This is a genomic window from Desulforamulus putei DSM 12395 (assembly GCF_900129195.1).
Classification (GTDB): Bacteria; Bacillota; Desulfotomaculia; order Desulfotomaculales; family Desulfotomaculaceae; genus Desulfotomaculum; species Desulfotomaculum putei.
Map to the genome: position 1 here is coordinate 111,353 of NZ_FQUY01000004.1, position 19,084 is coordinate 130,436.

14 protein-coding genes and 1 pseudogene are annotated in these 19,084 nt (G+C 41.7%); 2 read left to right on the forward strand and 13 right to left on the reverse strand.

Going from position 1 to position 19,084, the window contains the following annotated elements; genetic code table 11:
• Positions 1-161: 161 nt before the first annotated feature.
• Entirely contained in the window at positions 162-890 is a 729-nt protein-coding gene (locus BUB67_RS04580; RefSeq protein ID WP_073236461.1) for a WecB/TagA/CpsF family glycosyltransferase, read from the reverse strand.
• A 182-nt stretch (positions 891-1,072) separates the two neighbouring features.
• On the opposite strand from BUB67_RS04580, the gene BUB67_RS04585 reads away from it, so the two are divergent.
• Positions 1,073-1,411, forward strand: a complete 339-nt coding sequence (locus BUB67_RS04585) for a hypothetical protein (RefSeq protein ID WP_073236465.1) — start codon at positions 1,073-1,075, stop codon at positions 1,409-1,411.
• 129 nt (positions 1,412-1,540) lie between these two features.
• On the opposite strand, the gene BUB67_RS04590 is transcribed toward BUB67_RS04585, so the two are convergent.
• A complete protein-coding gene (locus BUB67_RS04590) occupies positions 1,541-2,440 on the reverse strand; it encodes an RpnC/YadD family protein (RefSeq protein ID WP_073236468.1) in 900 nt (299 codons plus the stop codon).
• Between the two features lie 780 nt (positions 2,441-3,220).
• Here BUB67_RS04590 and BUB67_RS16820 point away from each other — a divergent pair.
• Positions 3,221-3,451: pseudogene (locus BUB67_RS16820) on the forward strand (integrase core domain-containing protein); the annotation flags it as partial.
• Positions 3,452-4,017: 566 nt separating this feature from the next.
• Here BUB67_RS16820 and BUB67_RS04605 read toward each other — a convergent pair.
• The 11 genes from BUB67_RS04605 to BUB67_RS04660 all read right to left on the reverse strand — a co-directional run bounded on the left by BUB67_RS04605 (position 4,018) and on the right by BUB67_RS04660 (position 19,078).
• Complete coding sequence (locus BUB67_RS04605; protein ID WP_073236474.1) at positions 4,018-5,301, reverse strand: UDP-glucose dehydrogenase family protein; 1,284 nt, start codon at positions 5,299-5,301, stop codon at positions 4,018-4,020.
• A 17-nt stretch (positions 5,302-5,318) separates the two neighbouring features.
• Positions 5,319-6,257 carry a lysylphosphatidylglycerol synthase domain-containing protein gene (locus BUB67_RS04610; RefSeq protein ID WP_073236476.1) on the reverse strand — a complete coding sequence of 313 codons (939 nt, stop codon included), beginning with the start codon at positions 6,255-6,257 and terminating at the stop codon, positions 5,319-5,321.
• A gap of 2 nt (positions 6,258-6,259) precedes the next feature.
• On the reverse strand, positions 6,260-6,877 hold the full coding sequence (locus tag BUB67_RS04615) for a class I SAM-dependent methyltransferase (RefSeq protein ID WP_073236479.1): 618 nt from the start codon (positions 6,875-6,877) through the stop codon (positions 6,260-6,262).
• Between the two features lie 31 nt (positions 6,878-6,908).
• Positions 6,909-7,895 (reverse strand): glycosyltransferase family 2 protein, encoded by a 987-nt coding sequence (locus BUB67_RS04620; RefSeq protein ID WP_073236482.1) that lies wholly within the window; start codon positions 7,893-7,895, stop codon positions 6,909-6,911.
• A gap of 84 nt (positions 7,896-7,979) precedes the next feature.
• Complete coding sequence (locus BUB67_RS16345) at positions 7,980-8,144, reverse strand: hypothetical protein (RefSeq protein ID WP_159431807.1); 165 nt, start codon at positions 8,142-8,144, stop codon at positions 7,980-7,982.
• A 722-nt stretch (positions 8,145-8,866) separates the two neighbouring features.
• On the reverse strand, positions 8,867-10,150 hold the full coding sequence (locus tag BUB67_RS04630) for an IS110 family RNA-guided transposase (RefSeq protein ID WP_073236488.1): 1,284 nt from the start codon (positions 10,148-10,150) through the stop codon (positions 8,867-8,869).
• A gap of 84 nt (positions 10,151-10,234) precedes the next feature.
• Complete coding sequence (locus tag BUB67_RS04635; RefSeq protein WP_073236490.1) at positions 10,235-12,202, reverse strand: ArnT family glycosyltransferase; 1,968 nt, start codon at positions 12,200-12,202, stop codon at positions 10,235-10,237.
• Between the two features lie 295 nt (positions 12,203-12,497).
• Positions 12,498-13,598, reverse strand: a complete 1,101-nt coding sequence (locus tag BUB67_RS04640; protein WP_073236493.1) for a glycosyltransferase family protein — start codon at positions 13,596-13,598, stop codon at positions 12,498-12,500.
• A 237-nt stretch (positions 13,599-13,835) separates the two neighbouring features.
• Positions 13,836-16,868 (reverse strand): glycosyltransferase, encoded by a 3,033-nt coding sequence (locus BUB67_RS04645; protein ID WP_084127639.1) that lies wholly within the window; start codon positions 16,866-16,868, stop codon positions 13,836-13,838.
• A gap of 1 nt (position 16,869) precedes the next feature.
• Positions 16,870-18,192 (reverse strand): ABC transporter ATP-binding protein, encoded by a 1,323-nt coding sequence (locus BUB67_RS04655; RefSeq protein WP_073236496.1) that lies wholly within the window; start codon positions 18,190-18,192, stop codon positions 16,870-16,872.
• Complete coding sequence (locus BUB67_RS04660) at positions 18,182-19,078, reverse strand: ABC transporter permease (RefSeq protein WP_238456954.1); 897 nt, start codon at positions 19,076-19,078, stop codon at positions 18,182-18,184. Before BUB67_RS04660 ends, BUB67_RS04655 begins: the two co-directional genes overlap by 11 nt.
• Between the last annotated feature and the right edge of the window lie 6 nt (positions 19,079-19,084).

The following is a 19,084-nucleotide window of genomic DNA, read 5'->3' on the forward strand; positions in this document are numbered from 1 at the left end:
TGCACATAACGCGGAGTAAACGTTGCAAAAGCCATCGATCCGATGTTGGAAAATTATTGTTCTATTTCGACGTTAAAGTTTATCCACCTGCAAATATCCTGTTAATATAGACGAAAACAGGCGCAAAAAATAACACTCTTTTTGCAATTCCGCCAAGAGTGTTACAGCTTCAGCACATATTTTTTGATGACCAGCCAGGCAAACTTGGGCAGCACCAGCTGCCTCCTCCAGCGGCGGGGCTCTTTAATCAACCGCCCCAGCCATTCCAACTGCAGCTTCCGCAGCCAGGGAGAGACCCGCTGCATCCGGCCGGCGATCACATCCAGACTGCCGCCTACGCCCATGGAGACAGGCACTCCCAGGCGGTCTTTATATTTATAAATCCACTGCTCCTGCTTTGGCATGCCCAGGGCCACAAAGAGCAAATGCGGTTGGGCGGCTTTAATTTGGCTAACAATGTCTTCTTCCTCTACCTCCTTAAAATAGCCGTGGCAGGTACCCACAATGTTCAGGGAAGGATATTGTTTCCTCAGGTTCTCTGCCGCTGCCTCAGCCACCCCGGGGGCCGCCCCCAGCAAAAATATTCCCCAGCCCTCTTTTTCTGCCATCGGCATCAGGTGCAGCATCAGGTCAATGCCCGTTACCCTTTCCGGCACCGGCGTCCCCGCCATCCGGGACGCCCAAACAATGCCGGCCCCGTCGGGGGTTACCAGGTCCGCCCGGTTCACCGGTTCCATTAATTCGGGCTGAAGCTGGGCCCGGTAGAGATATTCCGGGTTAAGGGTAATAATTTGGCAGGACTTACCGCACTTCACCAGTTGGGCTACCCGCTGCACTGTCTCCTGCATGGTAAGGCTGTCTATGGCTGCACCTAAAAGATTGACACGCATATACGCTCTCCTCCTGTGGTTGTCCAGGTTCATTATACCCTTATCTTATGCAACAGCCAACCACCGATATAAGAAAATCAGACAGCCCGGCCGGGAGTTTTGTGCCGACAGCCGCCCTTTCGAATTAGGACAGGTTGAATAATGCTGCGGGTATTATAATACAGATTAAGGGAGGGGGTTCTATGGAATACCAGGTTAAGGCCTTGGCCGCGAGAATGGATAGTCTGGAAAATACCATGAACCAGGTTAATGAAAACGCAGCTCAATTAGTCAGAATGGTGGCTAAAGTATTGGAAGAACAAAACTTGATGAAGGCAGAAATGGTGGAATTGAAATCAGAGATGGCAGGAATGAAGACAGAAATAACAGAATTGAAATCTGAAATGACAGAGATAAATGACAGGCTTGACAATATGAACGGTAAACTGAACTTTTTGGTCTCGGATGCAGAATTCCTGAGCCGTGAGACTTTCCAAGATAAGTTAGAGATAAACCGAATTAAAAAGCAAATAGAGGCGTAATATCACAGACTCAAGAAAACCGTCCCCTTGATTCTGTTGTTTAGTGAAGTGCCAAGCACCTTTTGGAAATCCCTGGCAGCGGTTTTCTGCCAGGGATTTCCTCGAGCAGAGATTTTAGCTTTGTTTTTTTCAGTTTCTTGTTCCCAGTACTACCGCCTGAGCCTCTTCAATTGTTCCTGCTGTGTAAATGCTGTTTATTATCCGGTTCAGCTCGTCCAGGCTGGAAATACCTCTCACCTGTTGCTGCAGCCCCAGTGATGCTGTGCCAAACCTGACTCCGAGGTATTTGCAGATGGCTTCCTGGGCCATTTCTGCCTTGCCCCTGGCCTCAGCCTCCGCCCTCTCTTCCTTGACCCACTCCTGGAATATGGGTGATTCCATGACCATTTCCCTCCTTATCATCGAAAGCACCAGATCCGGCGGAAACTTGCCGCCGGCCAGTATCGCCATCACCGCCAACAGGTCCAGCTGCAGCACTTCGTCCTCTATCTCCTGCACCGCGGCCATGCTTTCCCTCATCGCCTGCTCCGGGGTCTCGTCGTCGTCCTCGCCCCGCATCAGCGGCAGCAGGGGGTACAGTCCCACCAGTCGGCTTGCTATGACCGGCTGCCTGCGCTCGTCCCACACCCGTATCACCGTGTAGGAGTACTCCAGCAGCCCTCCGTCCCACCTATCCCGCAGCCTGTGCAGGCCGTTATCGTCATCCTGGAAGAAGAACACGACCACTTGCCTTATCGGCGGCGTCCCCCTTCCGTCCGTCAGGGTGGCTTCCCATATGTCGCTCCTGTAGCGGAGCATCCTGGCGGGGAGCGCGTTGTCCCGGTAACCCATCGGCTCGAAGTTGAGCAGGTACTGCCCGCCGGGGTCGGTTATCTCCAGCACGCTGTCCAGCCTCGATTCTTTCTTCGGGGTGTAGTTCGTCTTGAATTTCGTCACCCACTCTTCCCTGCAGCCCGGCTGCACGTACCTGGCCCAGTCCGCCGGCCTGAGTTCGATGAGTTTCTTTATCGGTATGTCGATCTTGGGCATCTTGCTGTTTGCTCACCCTTCCTGTTTACATTTTACCACATTGTCTCCTTTTTTCTAATCACCGGATCTTTTTTCCTGCTCGCTCACCCCTGTTTTTTTATTTCCTGGCCGAGATGGAATAGGCCGCTTCACTGACCGCCTAATTTAGATTAGGCAGCGAGTCTCCGACCGCCCGGTTGCCCGCCTCCCGATGGCCGCCGTGGCACCCGCAATCTCCCCGCCCCGGGGCAATTCTTTTGCAGCGAGCCGGGCCGCCGCCGCGAACAAGGAGGGGGCCAACTGCTTACAACGGCGGTTGGCCCCCTCCTTCTCGAATTGCCAGAATTGTGCCCGAATTGTGCGGCGGTACGACCCCTTCGGGAGGGAAAGGCGACCCCCGGGGGATTTCCCCGGAGGCCTTTTCCGACCCGAGCACGACCCCTTCAAATTGTCTTCTTGCGCCACAAGAGAACCGTCCCCTTGTGTTGATAGTGCCTTCACTTTAGTTTAGTGAAGTGCCAGGCACCTTTTGGAAATCTCTGGCAGCGGTTTTTCTGCCAGGGATTTCCTCGAGCACGGCTCTACACCGACAAGACAGCTGAATCCGCTGCTGATTTTCTGGACTATGTCCATCGCGACTATCAGTCTATGGACGTTAAGTTACAGCGGGTTCTGACGGATAACGGCAAGGAATACGGCTCGTCCGAACCCACCTATGATCATTATTATGGTGCTACATGCCTTATCCTAGGTGTTAAGCACAAGACCACCAAGGTAAAGCACCCCTGAACCAACGGTTATGCTGAACGATTTATTCAGACTCTATACCAGGAATTTTTCCAGGTAGCATTAAGGCGCAAAAGATATTTCTCTGTAGAAGAACTCCAGTCTGACCTGAACAAATTTTTGCTCTATTATAACTGGGAACGCCCTCACCAAGGACGTCGTACCAGGGGCAGAACACCGGCACAGGCATTCTTTGTACCATATACTAATCAACTACTCCTGCCAGCCCCGAAGCTCGCTGCTTAAGATGCAAAAAACAGTGGAACAAAGTGGCGGTCTTGACTACCACCCCACGTGTGGTCAGCTTTGACTACCGACGGGGCGGCTCCGGGGACATTGCTTTAACAGATTGCGCCCCGCCAGTTACTCGATTGTACCACACGCGGGGACCCCGGCCGTCAAGACTTCCCTTCGGCGCCACTTTGATTTAAGTTAACCTCTTGGGCTCACCAAGAACATTTTAGGATAACAAGGGGAGCTGTTATTTATTTCCAAAGTGTCAATACCTTGACAACTTAATTCATCAATATGTTCATTATATCCCTCAACTTCTGAACAGGCAATCCCGTCTGCTTTCGGGCTTTTTTCCTTCAACAGTTACAATATCCTAGAAACCCAAACATAAAACTATGTGGGCGCACAGTTTGACGCTTCTTTGCTGTTTACAGTTCCGCCATCTTCAAGGGGGGCCTTATACCTGTGGCCCGGAAGGCATCGAAAGCTGAATCTACCAGTTCAGGGTCCGCAGAGGTAGTCTGTATCTAGTATGGTTATCTGCCACCTTGACTTTTATCTTGCCAACATACCCTTTTCTACCTACCAATACCCAAGTATTTAAATCCTAGTTCAACAAGCAAGGACTTAGATAAGCAATTCCTACCATCTAATATGACTTTAGGATCACGCATGTGTCCAGCAACTTCTTCCCAATCAATATTAAGTATTTCAGGCCATTCGGTACATATTACTAAAGCATGAGCATGCTTTGTAGCAACTTCATAGTTATTTGTAAGTGTTATTTCTTCCGGCAATGGACATTGCTCCGAACCCACAACTGGGTCATAAGCGACTACATCTGCTCCCTCGTCAACCAACATTTTTATAATATCAATAGCTGGGGATTCTCTTGTGTCATCCGTGTTGGGCTTAAAAGCGATACCCAGTACTCCAACCTTTTTGCCATTGATAGTTCCTAAATGATTGATAAGTTTGCGAACTGCATAAATACGCTGTTTGAAATTTACTTCAATCACTGACTTTAACAGATTGAATGTATGTCCATTTATTGTAGAAACAAAATCTAATCCCCTCGTGTCCTTAGGAAAACATGACCCTCCATACCCTAAACCCGCTTTTAAGAATTGACCGCCGATGCGCTTATCTAAACCAACAGCTTTAGCGACTGGTAGAATATCTGCACCTACTAACTCACATAAATTAGCAATTTCATTTATGAAAGAAATTTTAGTTGCTAAAAATGCATTAGACGCATATTTAACCATTTCAGCACTTGTTATATCCATAATGCATCTAGGTGCATCAATATCAGAATATAACTTGAGCACTTTTTTGATAGACTCTCTGTCATCCCCTCCAATTACAATTCGGTCTGGGTTATACCAATCCCAAACCGCTTGTCCTTCCCTAAGAAACTCTGGATTTGATATGTAAGAGATAGGAACTTTTGATTTATTAAGAAATACTTTCTTCACTTTTTCCCCAACCCCGGGAGGTACAGTACTCTTCATTACAACAATAATAGGATGATCTACAACATTTACTATCTCTCGAAACACATTATAAACTTGACTGAGATCTACTCTACCGTCCGGTAGGGTAGGGGTTCCAACAGCAATTATTATCATATCTATATCGCTAGAAACAAAAATTTTTGATGAAAATTGTAAATTATTGTTCCCTAATGATTCACGTACAATACTTTCAAGGTTCTCTTCATAAATTGGAATTATGCCGTTGTTCAATGCTTCTATTTTTTTAATATTCTTATCCACACAGACCACTTGATGCCCTGATTGACTAAGACAAGCTGCGGCTACCAATCCGACATATCCAGCACCTACAACAATAACTTTCATCTTACACTCCTTCTTTATTAACCAGTGGATTTGACTTTACATTTATTTAATGTAAAATAAGTACTCATGAATAACATCACATCTCCTGCTATTGAAACTAATCTAAATATAATTGCTAGTTCTAATGCTGCCGACTCTGGTATCACTTTACCCAATGCGGCAACCATAACAGTCTCACGCACCCCTAGCCCCCCAGGTGATCCAGGGGTTATAAAACCGATTAACCAAGACAATGATAATATACTGATAAAATTAATTATATTTACATGATAATTATAATCTGTGTATTTTGCCCAATAGATTAGATATATTAACAACCCATTAAATACGAAAAATGAAAGATACAAAACAAACGGCAACGTTAAGATTACTATCCATTCACCATGGGATCTTTGAGAGTAAAAATCCAAAAAATGCGAAAAAGTCTTAGATTTTTTCCCAAAAACAAAAACAGCTATTACACCTAGGAGAATACCTAATGGGATTATCAAAAAGTTACTATTGTATAAGTAAGTACTAAAATCAAATTGAGTAACTCCGGTAACAATAAGAAATACTGACGAAATAATAAGGCCACTTGTTTCTAAAAATAATGCCATTGTCATTGCGCCAGAGTCCCACTTCTGCATCCGACCAAGAACATGTCTACCAGCATAATGAAATATGTTACCAGGTAGGTATTTTGCAATTTGCGATCTAGCATATATCCAATAACATTTTAGAAAAGCACCATCCCGGATACCAAAATTTTTAATTAAGTGGCTCCAGGCCGCAATAAGAAAAAGCAATGAAGCCGAGTATAATAGACTTCCAAAGAAAACAATACATAACTCTTTTGGAGTCCATGCTAAAAAGTTACCCTTCATATACTTTGTGATAGTTTTGACAAGATATATAACAGACAGCATAACTATCACATAGCCAAAAATTTTTAAAACATATTTGTAATTTCCCAAGATTAATTACCCCTTTTTTTACATAAAACAACTGTCCAAGGTAGGGGTGTCCTTACTTCAACAATTTCAAAGTAGTTTCTTACCATACGTATAAATGAACCTTTCGTCCAAAACTGAATATGCCCGGGTGTATTCCCAAAATTCTTTAAATATCTCCCACGCGCCATATTTAATAATCTCCAAATGGGTTCCCTTGGAACACTTAGCAAGCAATACTTCCTTGTTATTTTACTTAATACTACCAAAGCCTCTTCAGGCCGTTCTAAGTGTTCAAGAACCTCACAACATACAACCAACTCTGCACTATCAATATTTTCCTCTAAGCTATAGATACTTGCAACTTTAAAATTTATGTCCCTATAGTTTTCTTGTGCTTTTGCAATTATTGATTCAGAAAAGTCACTTCCTCTAATTTTTGTCTTAACTAACTTATTAATAAAAGATGTTAAATGGCCTTCCCCACAACCAACTTCATGTACATCCTGACTTACTCCACTAAGCAATACTAGATCTGAAATAGCATTATAGAAACCTTTCATTAGATATTTAGTAATAGGATTCTTACTATGATATTTATCATAAAAGTTTCCTGCTATAGTTTTACCTTGTACCAAAAGCATTTTCAATCCTCTCTTATTTAATCAGAAAAACCTAAACAACCTTAGTATTTTTAATTCTAACAAATTCGGGGTCTTCTATATAGGTATATTCAAGTTTCTTTATTCTATATAGTATATCATCGTTTATTTTTCTATTCGCGTTGATAGCATCGGCAAGAATGCCAAAAATTACAGTTTGAAACCCTAAAATAATCAAGATGGCTGCTAGTATTAGCGATTGAATATGACCATTTCCACTACCTGAGAAATAGAAGTATAAAAATCTTAGGCCTGTACAAATTCCAAGAATTATTGATATTCCACCTAGTATTAAGAAAGTTTTTAATCCTCTATACATGCAATACGTTCTAACAATTGTCCCACCTGAACGATTAATATAAGAAAGCATTCCTTTAAAAAGTCTTGACTCTCTAAGCCTTTCGTTCGTGTTAATAGGTACATCTATGATATTTAGTTTCTTTCTCCCTAGGGCAATTAACGTTTCCATAGTATAAGAGAAATCAGAGATAACATTTAAGTGCAATGCCGCTTCCCTTGAAAAAGCACGGAAACCGCTGGCAGCATCTCTAACATTAGTCCTAGAGGCTTTTCTAACAATGAAACTACCAAGTTTTTGTAATTTCTTTTTTAAAAAAGAAAAATGTTTAATTGTATCAGTCTGGCGATCCCCAATCACTACATCAGCTTTACCCTCAAGAATTGGTGTTATTAGCTTAGGAATATCTCTTCCATTATATTGATTATCTCCGTCAGTGTTTACTATAATGTCAGCGCCAAGTTTCAAACATGCATCTATTCCAATGCTAAAAGTCTTCGCTAAACCTTTGTTTATACCGTTTGAAATTATATGATCTACCCCCAGTTTTTTAGCAACTTCTATAGTCCGGTCGGTACTACCATCATCAATAATTAGTATCTCTACTTTGTCAATGCCTGGAATTTTTCTAGGAATATCGCGAATTGTAAAAGGAAGAGTTTTCTCCTCATTGAAACAAGGTATTTGAACTATTAATTTCATGTATCCCCCATCCTTTTGTGAGCAGTCAATACTTTTGATAAAAAATGACCAACATTTTTGGACGTTTTTCCCAGTTGCATAATATTACTTGCCTGTGGATAACTCTACAGCTTTTATTGTGGTTTGCTGAAGATTGTTAATCACTCCTTCAAACCACGGCCCCATAATATTAATCAGATTGTGAATGACTAAATAAGGCGCTTGTAAACGCTTGCCAGTATCGCTGTTTACGTTTGGCTTTTTAATCATCCTCCAGCCATTGATTGATGTCGGGCTTGTAAGGTCAATTTAGGGAACAATTTTGAAGCTTTCTGAACATTAGCATCATGTTCCAGTCATCTTTAATAATGTACTTGCGTAGGTTTTCGTCTTTGTTGAACTGACGAGCTATTTCACTGATGCTTAGCCCTTTCGCAAAAAAGCATTTCTGATATCATCTATTTGGGTCACTGTAAGCATCCTCCATCCTCCCTTGCAGTCAACAACAAGGGTATAGTTTTTACTGGGTGCCTGCAATGACCTTTGCAATTTTGGATTTTCGAGTTGCAGAAGTGGGGATCTTTACTTATCAAAGGAATCTCAGTGGGATAAGATCAATTATTTTGCCTCCCTCTATAATCTTTCATTTTCTTTAAATTGCTCATGTATTCTTAGATTTTCACATTCTTCAAAACCAACCATTTGGGCAATATGCCTATTTATGCATATATCTGGATGAACAAGGTTGACCTTAATAAGCCTATATGTTTTTTTGCTTATTTGGGCCGATGGTGTCCACTTGTTCTCCGGCGGCAACCCTCCCATGTCTCACTGGGTCTTTGCCCTAAATTCCTTCGTTCTGCCTGCCCATGAGGTGGATGTCAGTCATGCTCCTAAACTGGGTCTTATGCCCTTATGGATTTTATTCAACCTGACTAATCCCGGTTCGTTTTGTCAATGTGCAACCTTGGTTTTTTAGTTATCGTTTTGTCTTAAGCAACTTCCTGTAATAACGGTCTTTTGATGTCATTCAGCATCTTCTGGGGGTCATAAGCTGTACCTTTTTTTAGCAATGCGAAAAATATTCGGATTAGCTTGCAACTCAGCAATATCAAAGACTGCTTCTTCTTTAGCGGGTTCTTATCCCTGGTGGTATAGTGGCTGTGCAGCTCACGGAACTCGGGGTTATTAGCTGTCACCGGCATGATTCCCTGGAACAGCAATGCCCTTAACCGCCGTCGCCCCCGTTTGCTGATAGTTGTCTGGCCTTTGTGTTTACCGGAACTGTTCTCTTTTAAACTTAGACCAGCCAGTTTCTGTATCTGTTTAGGATGTTCAAACCTACTGATATCGCCAACTTCTGCTATGAAACCTGCTGCGGTAACAAGGCCAATGCCCTTTATTTTAAGCATTTCAGGCAAGCCCGGTATCTGGTACGCAAGTTGCTCAATAATAACCATTGTCCGCTCATAATGCCGCATTCTCATTTCGTAGTCTTCAATCAATATTGCAAGGTCATTCTCTGCAGCAACCAGCCCTTCACTCACTCCGACTGATTTCCTGGCAGCCTCTATCAGCGCACTTGCTCGCTTCCTTCCTACTGCTCTCAGCTTATCCTGCTTCCATCGGGCAATAATTCCATCCACACCTGTTTCAAGTACTCTGGCCGGCGTTGGAAATTCTTTTAACGCTATCAGTGCGGCTTTTCCTTCCCAGTCACCAAATACTTTGTTGAATTCAGGGAAGTATATGCTAATCCACCGCTTTACGCGGTTTCGTATTGCGTTTAATTGCTTCACTATCTGCCAGCGTGTTTCCATAGCCGTCCTCAATTCGCTGTATATGCCTTCCGGTATATATGGCTCCATGTATCTGCCATCCTTTACAAGCATCGCTATGGTCTTCGGGTCCTTCCGGTCATTTTTGGTCGGATTGTTGTCATCCACTTCCTTGCTCCGTTTTACATGAAACGGATTCACCAGTACTATTCTCATCTTGTGATCCTTAAGATACGGAGCTATGTTGAACCAGTAATGACCTGTCGGCTCCATGCCGACCATTACATCGTGCTTGTTACACCTGGCTTTGATTTCTTCTACCCATAATGCGAATTTCTTGAAGCCTTCTGCATCATTGCTAAACCTAATCAGTTTGCTAAGTTCAACGCCTCTCTGGTCAAAGGCTCTGGCATAATGAGTTTCGCTGGCAATGTCCACGCCGACAATTAAAGTTTTTTCTGTGACTTGCAGAATCTTTTCATTCTGGGTATACTTCATAGTGAGTACCTCCTCTGTTATTTAAGGGTCGCTTCGCGAAGCTGACACCTCGTATGTTAACAGGAGGTACTCTTTTTTCAAACCTTATTTTGTTTCATTACAGGAATGCTCCTTAATCGTTATTGGTAAAGTAATCTCTTTAGATTCTGTAAAAATATCTTTTATTTGAATTTTTATATATCCTTTCTTATCGTAATACTTATCCGGTATAAGTACTGATAAACTATTAGTCCCCCCGAATGATGTTGGTAATAGGTCTCCATTGATCATTATTTTTGAAAAGGGGGTAAAGTTTTTACCTTCTATAGCCATCGCAGATACGCCATTTGGTTGTTTATTAAATTTATGCCCAACATATATTATTGAAGGGTACGTCTTTGTTATTTCTGGTGATTTCAACAATTGGTAGATAAAATAAGAATCCTTATTTACTTTGTAACTACCAATAAATCTATGGCCTAATAATTTCACTCCGGAAAGCACATATATATTTCCAATTTTTCCCTTTGTTTTATAAATTTCGTCTTGACTAAGTTTAACAATCTTTATTTTTTTATCTTCTAATTCCCAAAACTTCAGTGCATATTGTAAATTTTCTTTCATACTATAATTTATATCAGCATATAAAAATTCATCTCCTTTTAAATTCTTTAATAATTTGGATATTTCTTTGGCATGTACGGCCTCTTTGTGTAACACAACAGGATTGTTATACATAAATAAAGCCCCAGGTAGATATGCTAGTAGAACCAGATATATTAACTTTAATTTAGTTATCCTTTTAGTAAATAATGACATCATTACAATTAAATACATAGTACAAATTAAAATCAAATTATATTCTTTAGTAAACCAAAAAACGTCAACAGCGTTAAAATAAATCAAAAAATAATCAGATATTTTCCAAAAATAGCCCTTTACTATATTTAAGTAAGATATTACCGTAAGAACAAAGGAAAGTGAACACGCAATTGCAAGTTCTTTCTTGCAATTTTTTATACTTATTCTATCGATAAATATAAAAGCAGAGATTAACCACGGAACATGTAAATATAAGATATATCTTCCTAGAATATAATTATAAGTAGGGTAGTTATAAGGAGCTAACCAAGAATGTCGTATTGATGCAGATATGTATAGAATGGTAATTATTATATTAATTAAAATAAATTTAAGTTCATTTTTTTTAAATTCTTTAAATTTGTTTATACCAATTATAATAAATGGCAATATTGAGCTAATCATTAGAATAAAATATGATAAATAAAGAGTTGTCCACTTAACCAAATCAATAACAGTTATTAGTGAATTGTTTTGAAAATTGGTAACTTGAAATCCGAATATCTCTCTAAAAGGTATACCAATTTTAATAGCAAATATAACCCATGGTAAATAAATTATCAAAAATCCCAACACACCAAGATGGATTCTTCTTATCACCAGGCCTCTATTAGTACCCGTAATAAATAATACTACTATTGGCAATATAAATATATATACCAAGGTAATATATTTAGTAATGTATCCAAGACCAGCTGCTATGCCAATAAAAAAAATATTTTTCTCGGTTGGTCTAACATATATTAAAATAGTAAGATAGACTAACAAAAGAAATAATGGTACCATCAAATTCTCACTCATAATTAATTGTGGGTATACGTAGTTAAATGGAATGAGAATGCTTATAATGCACAATATATAACTTTTCTTTTCATCAAGAAACATGCGAGATATTAACCACACCGGGAAAATTATTAGAGAACTAACGAGAGAATTAATTACTTTCATAACTAAATAGAAATCATTAAAAAAAAAGCTTATTGACAAGATAATAGGATATAAAGGAGGATATTGGGTTACATAGTTCTGTCCATAGACGCCTTCAAAAAACTGCTTAGCCAAATCCTTGTAAATATACTCATCGCCAAAGACAACTGGCCCAGGAACTTTAATTATTATAAAAATCTTTAAAATGCATGAAAATAAATACAACCCTAATAAAATTAATTTATAATTAACTTGTTTCAATTTACTAAATAAATTTTTATGCATTTTGTAGCCTCCCCTATATCTTAGCTAACTTCTTAGGCGTCGTGCAGCAGCTTAATTAAGTTGAGGAACCCTCTAACGTACATAGTCGAGCACGCCACATTACCTCCAACAGGAATTGTTGGGAGGTGAGACCTTAGGGAGTAAGGTTCGCCAGAAGGCGAGACTTCCTTGCCAGCAAGCAGCAGTTCGAATCTGCTACCAGCATTTAGTATTGGGATAACTCGTAAAAAATTAATACTAGGCATTCAATACCCCTTCACCTTTTGAAACCTATCAAAAAACGCTATCTTCTCAGTCACGATAGGATTCCTGTTGCCTTAAAACGCGCTGGCCATGAGTTGTTTGCTCTAAATTTCTGAATTTCCTCCATATCCGGCCAGTATATCAGTGCCTCGCTTATCAGGTCATTGATACTCTGGTATTCATAACTTAGGTATGTTCCTTTTTCAGCAGCCCTTAAAGTCATTTCGCCAAAGGCTGTAGATACAACAGGTAAGCCCAGTGCACGGTATTCGTAATACTTGATTGGATCAACCGAAGCGGTAAGCTCGTTCAACTTAAACGGAATTAAGCCCACATCGAAATCTAGCATTGCCTGCAATGCCACCGTATGCTCAAGGGCGGGCAGAAATTCTATATTGCTTGGTAAGTGACAGGGAGGAGGCATAAGAACCGGTCCAATTAATCGCACTGTATCCTTTGGACGAACCCTAGCCAAAGTAATCACCCAGTCCCAATCAAACCAATTTCCTACCGTCCCCACATATCCCAGCACTTTTTTACTCCTCTGGCTTACCTTAAACTTTGGAGTAGGCAAGACATTAATATCTAACCCATTACGTACAAGGCGCACATCACCTCGAATTTCGAGCCACCGTTTCTGTAAAGTAGTTGAGGATGCGAAAAGGTGAGTTACCCTTCCCGCGAGCGACTTCTCCCTTGCTGCCATGGCCAAGCGAGAAATACCAGAGTAAAAGGCTGGAAAGTTATCCATCGCATCGTAAAGGAACGGAATACCATTCATACTCTTCAGCATCTCAAGCGCAAGAACCGAGGGCTTTCCAATAGCAACCATGGTCGGTGCTTTAAGGGCAAAGCAAATAATATCCTTTAAAAGACCCCTCCAGAAAATTCCATTCACCCACCCAGAGGCAGGCATCGGTTCGATCGGCAAAGCACGCGGACGAACTACTGTTAGCCAATGAGGGATACGGTAACTAACTATATCTTTTCTAACACCAATCCGCCTCCAATCACCCCATGCAGGGAATCTGGTCGGGTATGGATCAACCCACAAAACATTGCCACCCGAATACTCATGAAACCACTCTACAAACTTATGTGGGCGCTGGGAGAAACTGAACCATGGAACTGGCGACAAATACACCAGTTGCATCTGGAAAACCCTCCTTATACATTGACGATCTGCCAAGCGAAAAGCCACTATCAATCAATAATACCTTGGGCCATCTACCTGTAGGCATACCCTTCGTTGAACATCTTTGGTTCTTTTAGCTCATATATTAACAAAGAGTCTTACAACCCCCAACAAAACGGCTTCAAGGCACTCGGTTTTATCCCAACAAGGGTGAGAGATGAGCAAAATGCTGAAATCCAATGTGAATTGTCTCTTTTACTGACGATACTGATGTGGGATCCAAGCCCCCCATTTTTTTTCGTATATCATCTTATTTTTTTCAAAGAGCTCCATTTTTTCTTCACTTTTAAGCATATTGAATGACGCAGATAAATGATGGTGAATAAACACATCCTCGGCGCATACGATACGAAGTCCAGCGGCTTCAACCCGCCGACAGTAGTCGTCGTCTTCAAAGAATCCGATTCCATAATCCTCGCATAGCGGGCCGCATTTCTCGTATGTTGAGCGTGGCATCATGACGCAAAAAAAGGCAAGGGTGCGTATTGGAATAATCTTACCCATATGGGTCAAGGTGTAGCAAAACGCTTCCTCTGACATTTGCGACATGTCTTGGTATGTTGTCTCTATGCGTTGCTCATTACCAATATTGTTGGTAACAGGACCAATGAGTCCAATCGTAGGATCATCCTGCAAGTGTCGCATCAACGTTATAGCCCACCCCCGGGTTACCACAGTGTCGTTATTAAGTATTACAAGGTATTCGCCTGTCGCTGCGGCTAAGCCAACGTTATTCCCGGCCGCGAAACCAAGGTTTTTGTCGTTTAAGATTAGCCTTACCTCGGGATGCTTATGACGGAACTCTTCAAGGTAGTCACGAGTACCGTCGACGGAGTTATTGTCTACCACGATAATTTCTAGATTAGGATAATCGGTCTGATACACGAGGCTTTGCAAACAAGCTCTTGTTAGCTCGAGATTGTTATACGTCAAGACAATCACGCTAATCTTGGGCATATTGATATTGTCGAAAACGTCACAAAGTACTGCAACCCTCTGATCCCATGTCTGCTGCAAAGCAAAATCCTTACGGGCTCTTACTTCTTCCTCCGTACCACTGTTTGACACTAAGGCTTGTCCCACCAAATGTATAAATTCATCTGCCGATTGTGCTCTCAAAACTAAATTCCCGAACTGCTCCATTTCTGGAAGATCAACACACACAACAGATTTTCCAGCAGCTAAGTATTCATAGACTTTAACAGGGTTAGTAGCCAGTGTTAGGGAAAGAACTTTAAATGGCAAAAGGCAAACATCAAAAGCATGTAGATAAAATGGTAGACGAGCGTATGGAACCTCTCCAGTAAACAATACGTTTGGCAGGCTACCGAGGAATGATTTTGCACCAATAGTGTCATTGCCAATAAGCAAAATCAGGCAATCCGGATATGCAATAGCGACCTTTTGAATGAGGTCAACATCGAACCATTCTGCGATAGCACCGTAGTAACCAATGATTTTCCTGCCATTACGGTCCTTATATACCTCATAGGGCTCGTTAGCAAAATGGTCATACTCACAGGCATTTCGCACCAAACAGATATTAGTGTTAAAAGGACGTGCAAAGTCTTCAAGCCAAGCAGATGATACAACTACTAAATCAGCCTGCCGGAGCATATCTTTTTCTATCTCGATTAGTTTCTTCGGAACATTACCGAATCCCTCGTGGTGATCCATGCAGTCGTAGACTCTTATACTGTTTGGTATGCGTTGAACTACCGGGTACCAATAGGCATGTTGAATAAGCGCAACAATCGAACTTGCACCGAAATCTAGAATGAACTGCGCAATACCTTCCTCTAGCATCTTTTCTGCATCTGACGTTGGTGGTGCAAAATAAATTGCCGGTGCACCCTTAACGTGCAACTTGATCTGGTAAAGAGACAATGATGGATCTAGCTGCTCAATTTGATATCCAGGCTTATCGGTGTCAATAAAGTGATTACTGAAAAAAAATACTCTCCGCCCCATCTTAGCAAGGCTACGAGCAAAATGCTGAGGTCGTTGGAAGCGAAAATTCCAGTCAATTATCGAAAACACAAATATATCCCTTTCTTGAGTTTGATCGGCCTGGGCAAGGATCCGCTGACCGGAAATTTGTACAGTCATCATCTCCTGCCTATCAGCACTCCTATTGCTACTAGAGCGGAATGGGTGTAACATAGCCATTGCGGTTTTTTTGAGGCGCTGCTTTACACCCATGCTCAGTGGAAGGGATCTGTACACATAGCGCGCCAGCTTATAAAGGTGTTTCCTCAATGCATGGGAGACAGGGTTCGCATCGATATGCGCTGCCCAGTCTGATAAACGCATCATTTCCTGACGAAGCCGCTCTGTTGCAGCATCCCGCTCGACCACCGCCTGGTTGAGGCTGGCTATATGCTTATCACGTTCGGCTATGGCTTGGTTGAGACTGGAGATCTGCTCGTCACGCTCGGCCACTTCTTGATTGAGACTGGCTATCTGCCTATCAAGCTCGGCCACTGCCTGGTTTAGGCTGGCTATCTGCCCGTCGCGCTCTACCAATACACGCTCATTCATAACCTTTGAAATAATAAATATATCAGCTAGAGTTAACTTTAATGATTTAAGAATTCCTGTATGTGCATAAACAAGTAGTATTTGCTCGCCAGGCCAATAACTATTGCTCTCTTCTTTAGCGTCAATTATAACACTATGCACCAAATGCCATCCATTAATAAGGTTTATCGATATATTATTAAAATCAAACGTCGTAAAGTGTTCTGCGATTCGTTCATATTCACGAAAAGGTAACAATAGAATTAGGAATTTTTTTGCTCTCTCTTGTATACGAGACAACACATATAAATAATCCTCGAAATGCTCGAGTGTATTGGACGAAAACACTATGTCATAAGTTGGTCCTTCATTATTGGCTATGAAATCCATACATAAGAACTTGCAATTTTGATAGGTAGATTGTGCTTTTTCTATTGCTTTTTCTGAAAAATCAATACCAGTTACATAATTACTATTAAAGAATTCAGCTAATTCGTTAGTTCCGTCTCCCAGTGCACATCCCCAATCGCAAATGGATAATTTTTCTTTTTTTACGTATTGTATTAGCCATGTAGGTAAATGTTTTAAAGCTATATAGCTAAAAAAACGGGATTGTTTCCTACCCTGGTTGATTTCCCAATCAGTTTGAAAACGATATTGCCAATAATCTTTTGAATTTATTTCTATATTTGAAGATTTTTCAACCATATCATTCTGACCCCTTATTTATTACTTTGTGTTTTACTTTCGGTACAAAAACCCCAAAGTATTTATGCTTAAATAGTGTGGCAAAATATTGAGCTCCTTCAACATACTCATAATATTGGATAGTTGGTGCTGCTCGGTCTTCAATAGCAGCTACAAGCATATACTTGCCTGTGTTCAAACAGTTTTCAAGTTCAAAAATTACCTCAATTGTATCTCCCTCACATTCAAGACCTAATTGTTTATTGTCCCATGTTGTAGAAACTATAAGATCCGTACCTTTTAAATCTTTGAATGAAAACGCAACACTTAGCGTTTTACGGTTACACCCAGGTGGTACCCGAAAGAGAATACGCACTTGCATTCTTTCCCGATTTACAAAAACATTTTTTTTGTTACCTTGAGTATCATAAATGCCAGCATCTAAAATTATACCTTTATGCGTTCCCCAGTGATTTACTGGCTGTTCTTCCTTTTCCGCGTGAACCTCTTGATAAAAACTTAAATCATTTTGTACTAAATTAGTTTGGTGTTCAATCACCTCAAATGTCTGTTTTAATTCGTCTCCAAATAAGTATTCCACATAATGGGCAGTCAAGGCAAAAACATCGCCATAACGCCGAATGCACCCTCTATCTAACCATATGGCATTGTCACAAAGTGTGCGCACGGAACTCACATCATGTGATACAAACAGTATACTAGCACCACTTACCTTTAGTTTCTTTATTCGATCCATACATTTTGATTGAAATTTTGCATCACCTACGGCTAATGCCTCATCTACAATTAAAATTTGAGGTTTAACGCTAATCGCCACAGCAAAAGCCAATCTAACATACATTCCACTTGAATATACTTTTACAGGCTGATCTATAAACTCACCAATATCGGCAAAAGCAACGATATCATCGAAGCAGGCATCGATTTCCTCTTTGCTAAGGCCGAGAACCGCGCCGTTCATGTATACATTCTCTCGTCCCGTGAACTCCGGATTAAAGCCAGAACCCAGCTCCAGAAGTGCCGCAATGCGGCCGTAGGTCTCCACTGTGCCACTGGTGGGGGTAAGGGTGCCGCAGATAAGTTGCAACAGCGTTGATTTGCCTGACCCGTTACGCCCGATGATGCCGACAGTTTCGCCTTTTTTTACCTCGAAAGATACGTCTTTGAGCGCCCAGAACTCACGAAAGTAGTTTTTCGGCTGTCTGCCAACAAGCCGTTGCAAACGGGGAACAATATACTGCTTAAGCCGATCCTGGGGCCGGTCGTAAATGTGGTAACACTTGGAGAGATTGCTGACCCTGATAGCAATATCATTAGATGACATCTGCAAACCCCCTCCGAGTTTTCTGAAACCACCAAAAGCCAGTGGCAGCGACAGCCAATCCTGCTAGCAATGTGACGCCCAGAGCAGGCCAGTCAGGCAAACTTCCAAAAACTAATACCTTGCGGCTTTCTTCGATGATAAGTGTGAGCGGGTTAAGGTGCAGCCAGACCTGGTATTCCTTAGGCAACGCTGATATCGGATAGAACACGGGTGACAAGAACATGAGCACCGTGGTGAAAATACCGGTAATCTGACCTATGTCGCGCAAATAAACTCCCAGCGCCGCCAAAAACCAGGCAAAACCCATGCCAGCAAATACAAGAGGTAACAGTACCAGCGGAAAAAACACGCTGGTCCAAGGCAGAGACTGGTTGATGATAAGTTGCGCCAGCAATAATACAAACGTACTCACAAGACTATTAAAAAGGACTGATCCCATGGCCACCCAGGGTAAAATTTCTAAAGGAAAAACTACTTTTTTAACATAATTAACATTGGAAAGAATCAGCCCTGGCGCCCGGTTAATACATTCAGCAAAGAGGCTGTGTACGATCATGCCTACAAAAAGAATGATGGCAAAGTCGGCCTTGCTTTCTTCTCCTCCCACACCCCAGCGGGCTTTAAACACGACGGAGAAGACGAAAGTGTAGACGAATAGCATCAGCACCGGGTTAAAAAAAGACCAGGCCAGGCCCATAACCGAACCGCGGTAACGGCCCAGTATCTCGCGCCGGGTCATCTGACGGATAAGACTGCGGTTGCGCCAGAGGCTCATGAACATGGCCATAGGTGTGGCGGGATGAGCTTGATGGGGGTTCATGCCAACAGCATCGTCTTTGGCAATGGACGGATGCATTTTTCTTTGAAGAGCTGACTCATGACTCATTAATGT

Bases quoted from the DNA above. Each gene is read 5' to 3' on its own strand.
- BUB67_RS04655 (WP_073236496.1), bottom strand. From the start codon at position 18,192: ATGTCATCTAATGATATTGCTATCAGGGTCAGCAATCTCTCCAAGTGT.
- BUB67_RS04640 (WP_073236493.1), bottom strand. From the start codon at position 13,598: ATGCAACTGGTGTATTTGTCGCCAGTTCCATGGTTCAGTTTCTCCCAG.
- BUB67_RS04645 (WP_084127639.1), bottom strand. From the start codon at position 16,868: ATGGTTGAAAAATCTTCAAATATAGAAATAAATTCAAAAGATTATTGG.
- BUB67_RS04630 (WP_073236488.1), bottom strand. From the start codon at position 10,150: ATGAAGTATACCCAGAATGAAAAGATTCTGCAAGTCACAGAAAAAACT.
- BUB67_RS04615 (WP_073236479.1), bottom strand. From the start codon at position 6,877: ATGCTTTTGGTACAAGGTAAAACTATAGCAGGAAACTTTTATGATAAA.
- BUB67_RS04580 (WP_073236461.1), bottom strand. From the start codon at position 890: ATGCGTGTCAATCTTTTAGGTGCAGCCATAGACAGCCTTACCATGCAG.
- BUB67_RS04585 (WP_073236465.1), top strand. From the start codon at position 1,073: ATGGAATACCAGGTTAAGGCCTTGGCCGCGAGAATGGATAGTCTGGAA.
- BUB67_RS04605 (WP_073236474.1), bottom strand. From the start codon at position 5,301: ATGAAAGTTATTGTTGTAGGTGCTGGATATGTCGGATTGGTAGCCGCA.
- BUB67_RS04660 (WP_238456954.1), bottom strand. From the start codon at position 19,078: ATGAGTCATGAGTCAGCTCTTCAAAGAAAAATGCATCCGTCCATTGCC.
- BUB67_RS04590 (WP_073236468.1), bottom strand. From the start codon at position 2,440: ATGCCCAAGATCGACATACCGATAAAGAAACTCATCGAACTCAGGCCG.
- BUB67_RS16345 (WP_159431807.1), bottom strand. From the start codon at position 8,144: ATGATTAAAAAGCCAAACGTAAACAGCGATACTGGCAAGCGTTTACAA.
- BUB67_RS04635 (WP_073236490.1), bottom strand. From the start codon at position 12,202: ATGCATAAAAATTTATTTAGTAAATTGAAACAAGTTAATTATAAATTA.
- BUB67_RS04620 (WP_073236482.1), bottom strand. From the start codon at position 7,895: ATGAAATTAATAGTTCAAATACCTTGTTTCAATGAGGAGAAAACTCTT.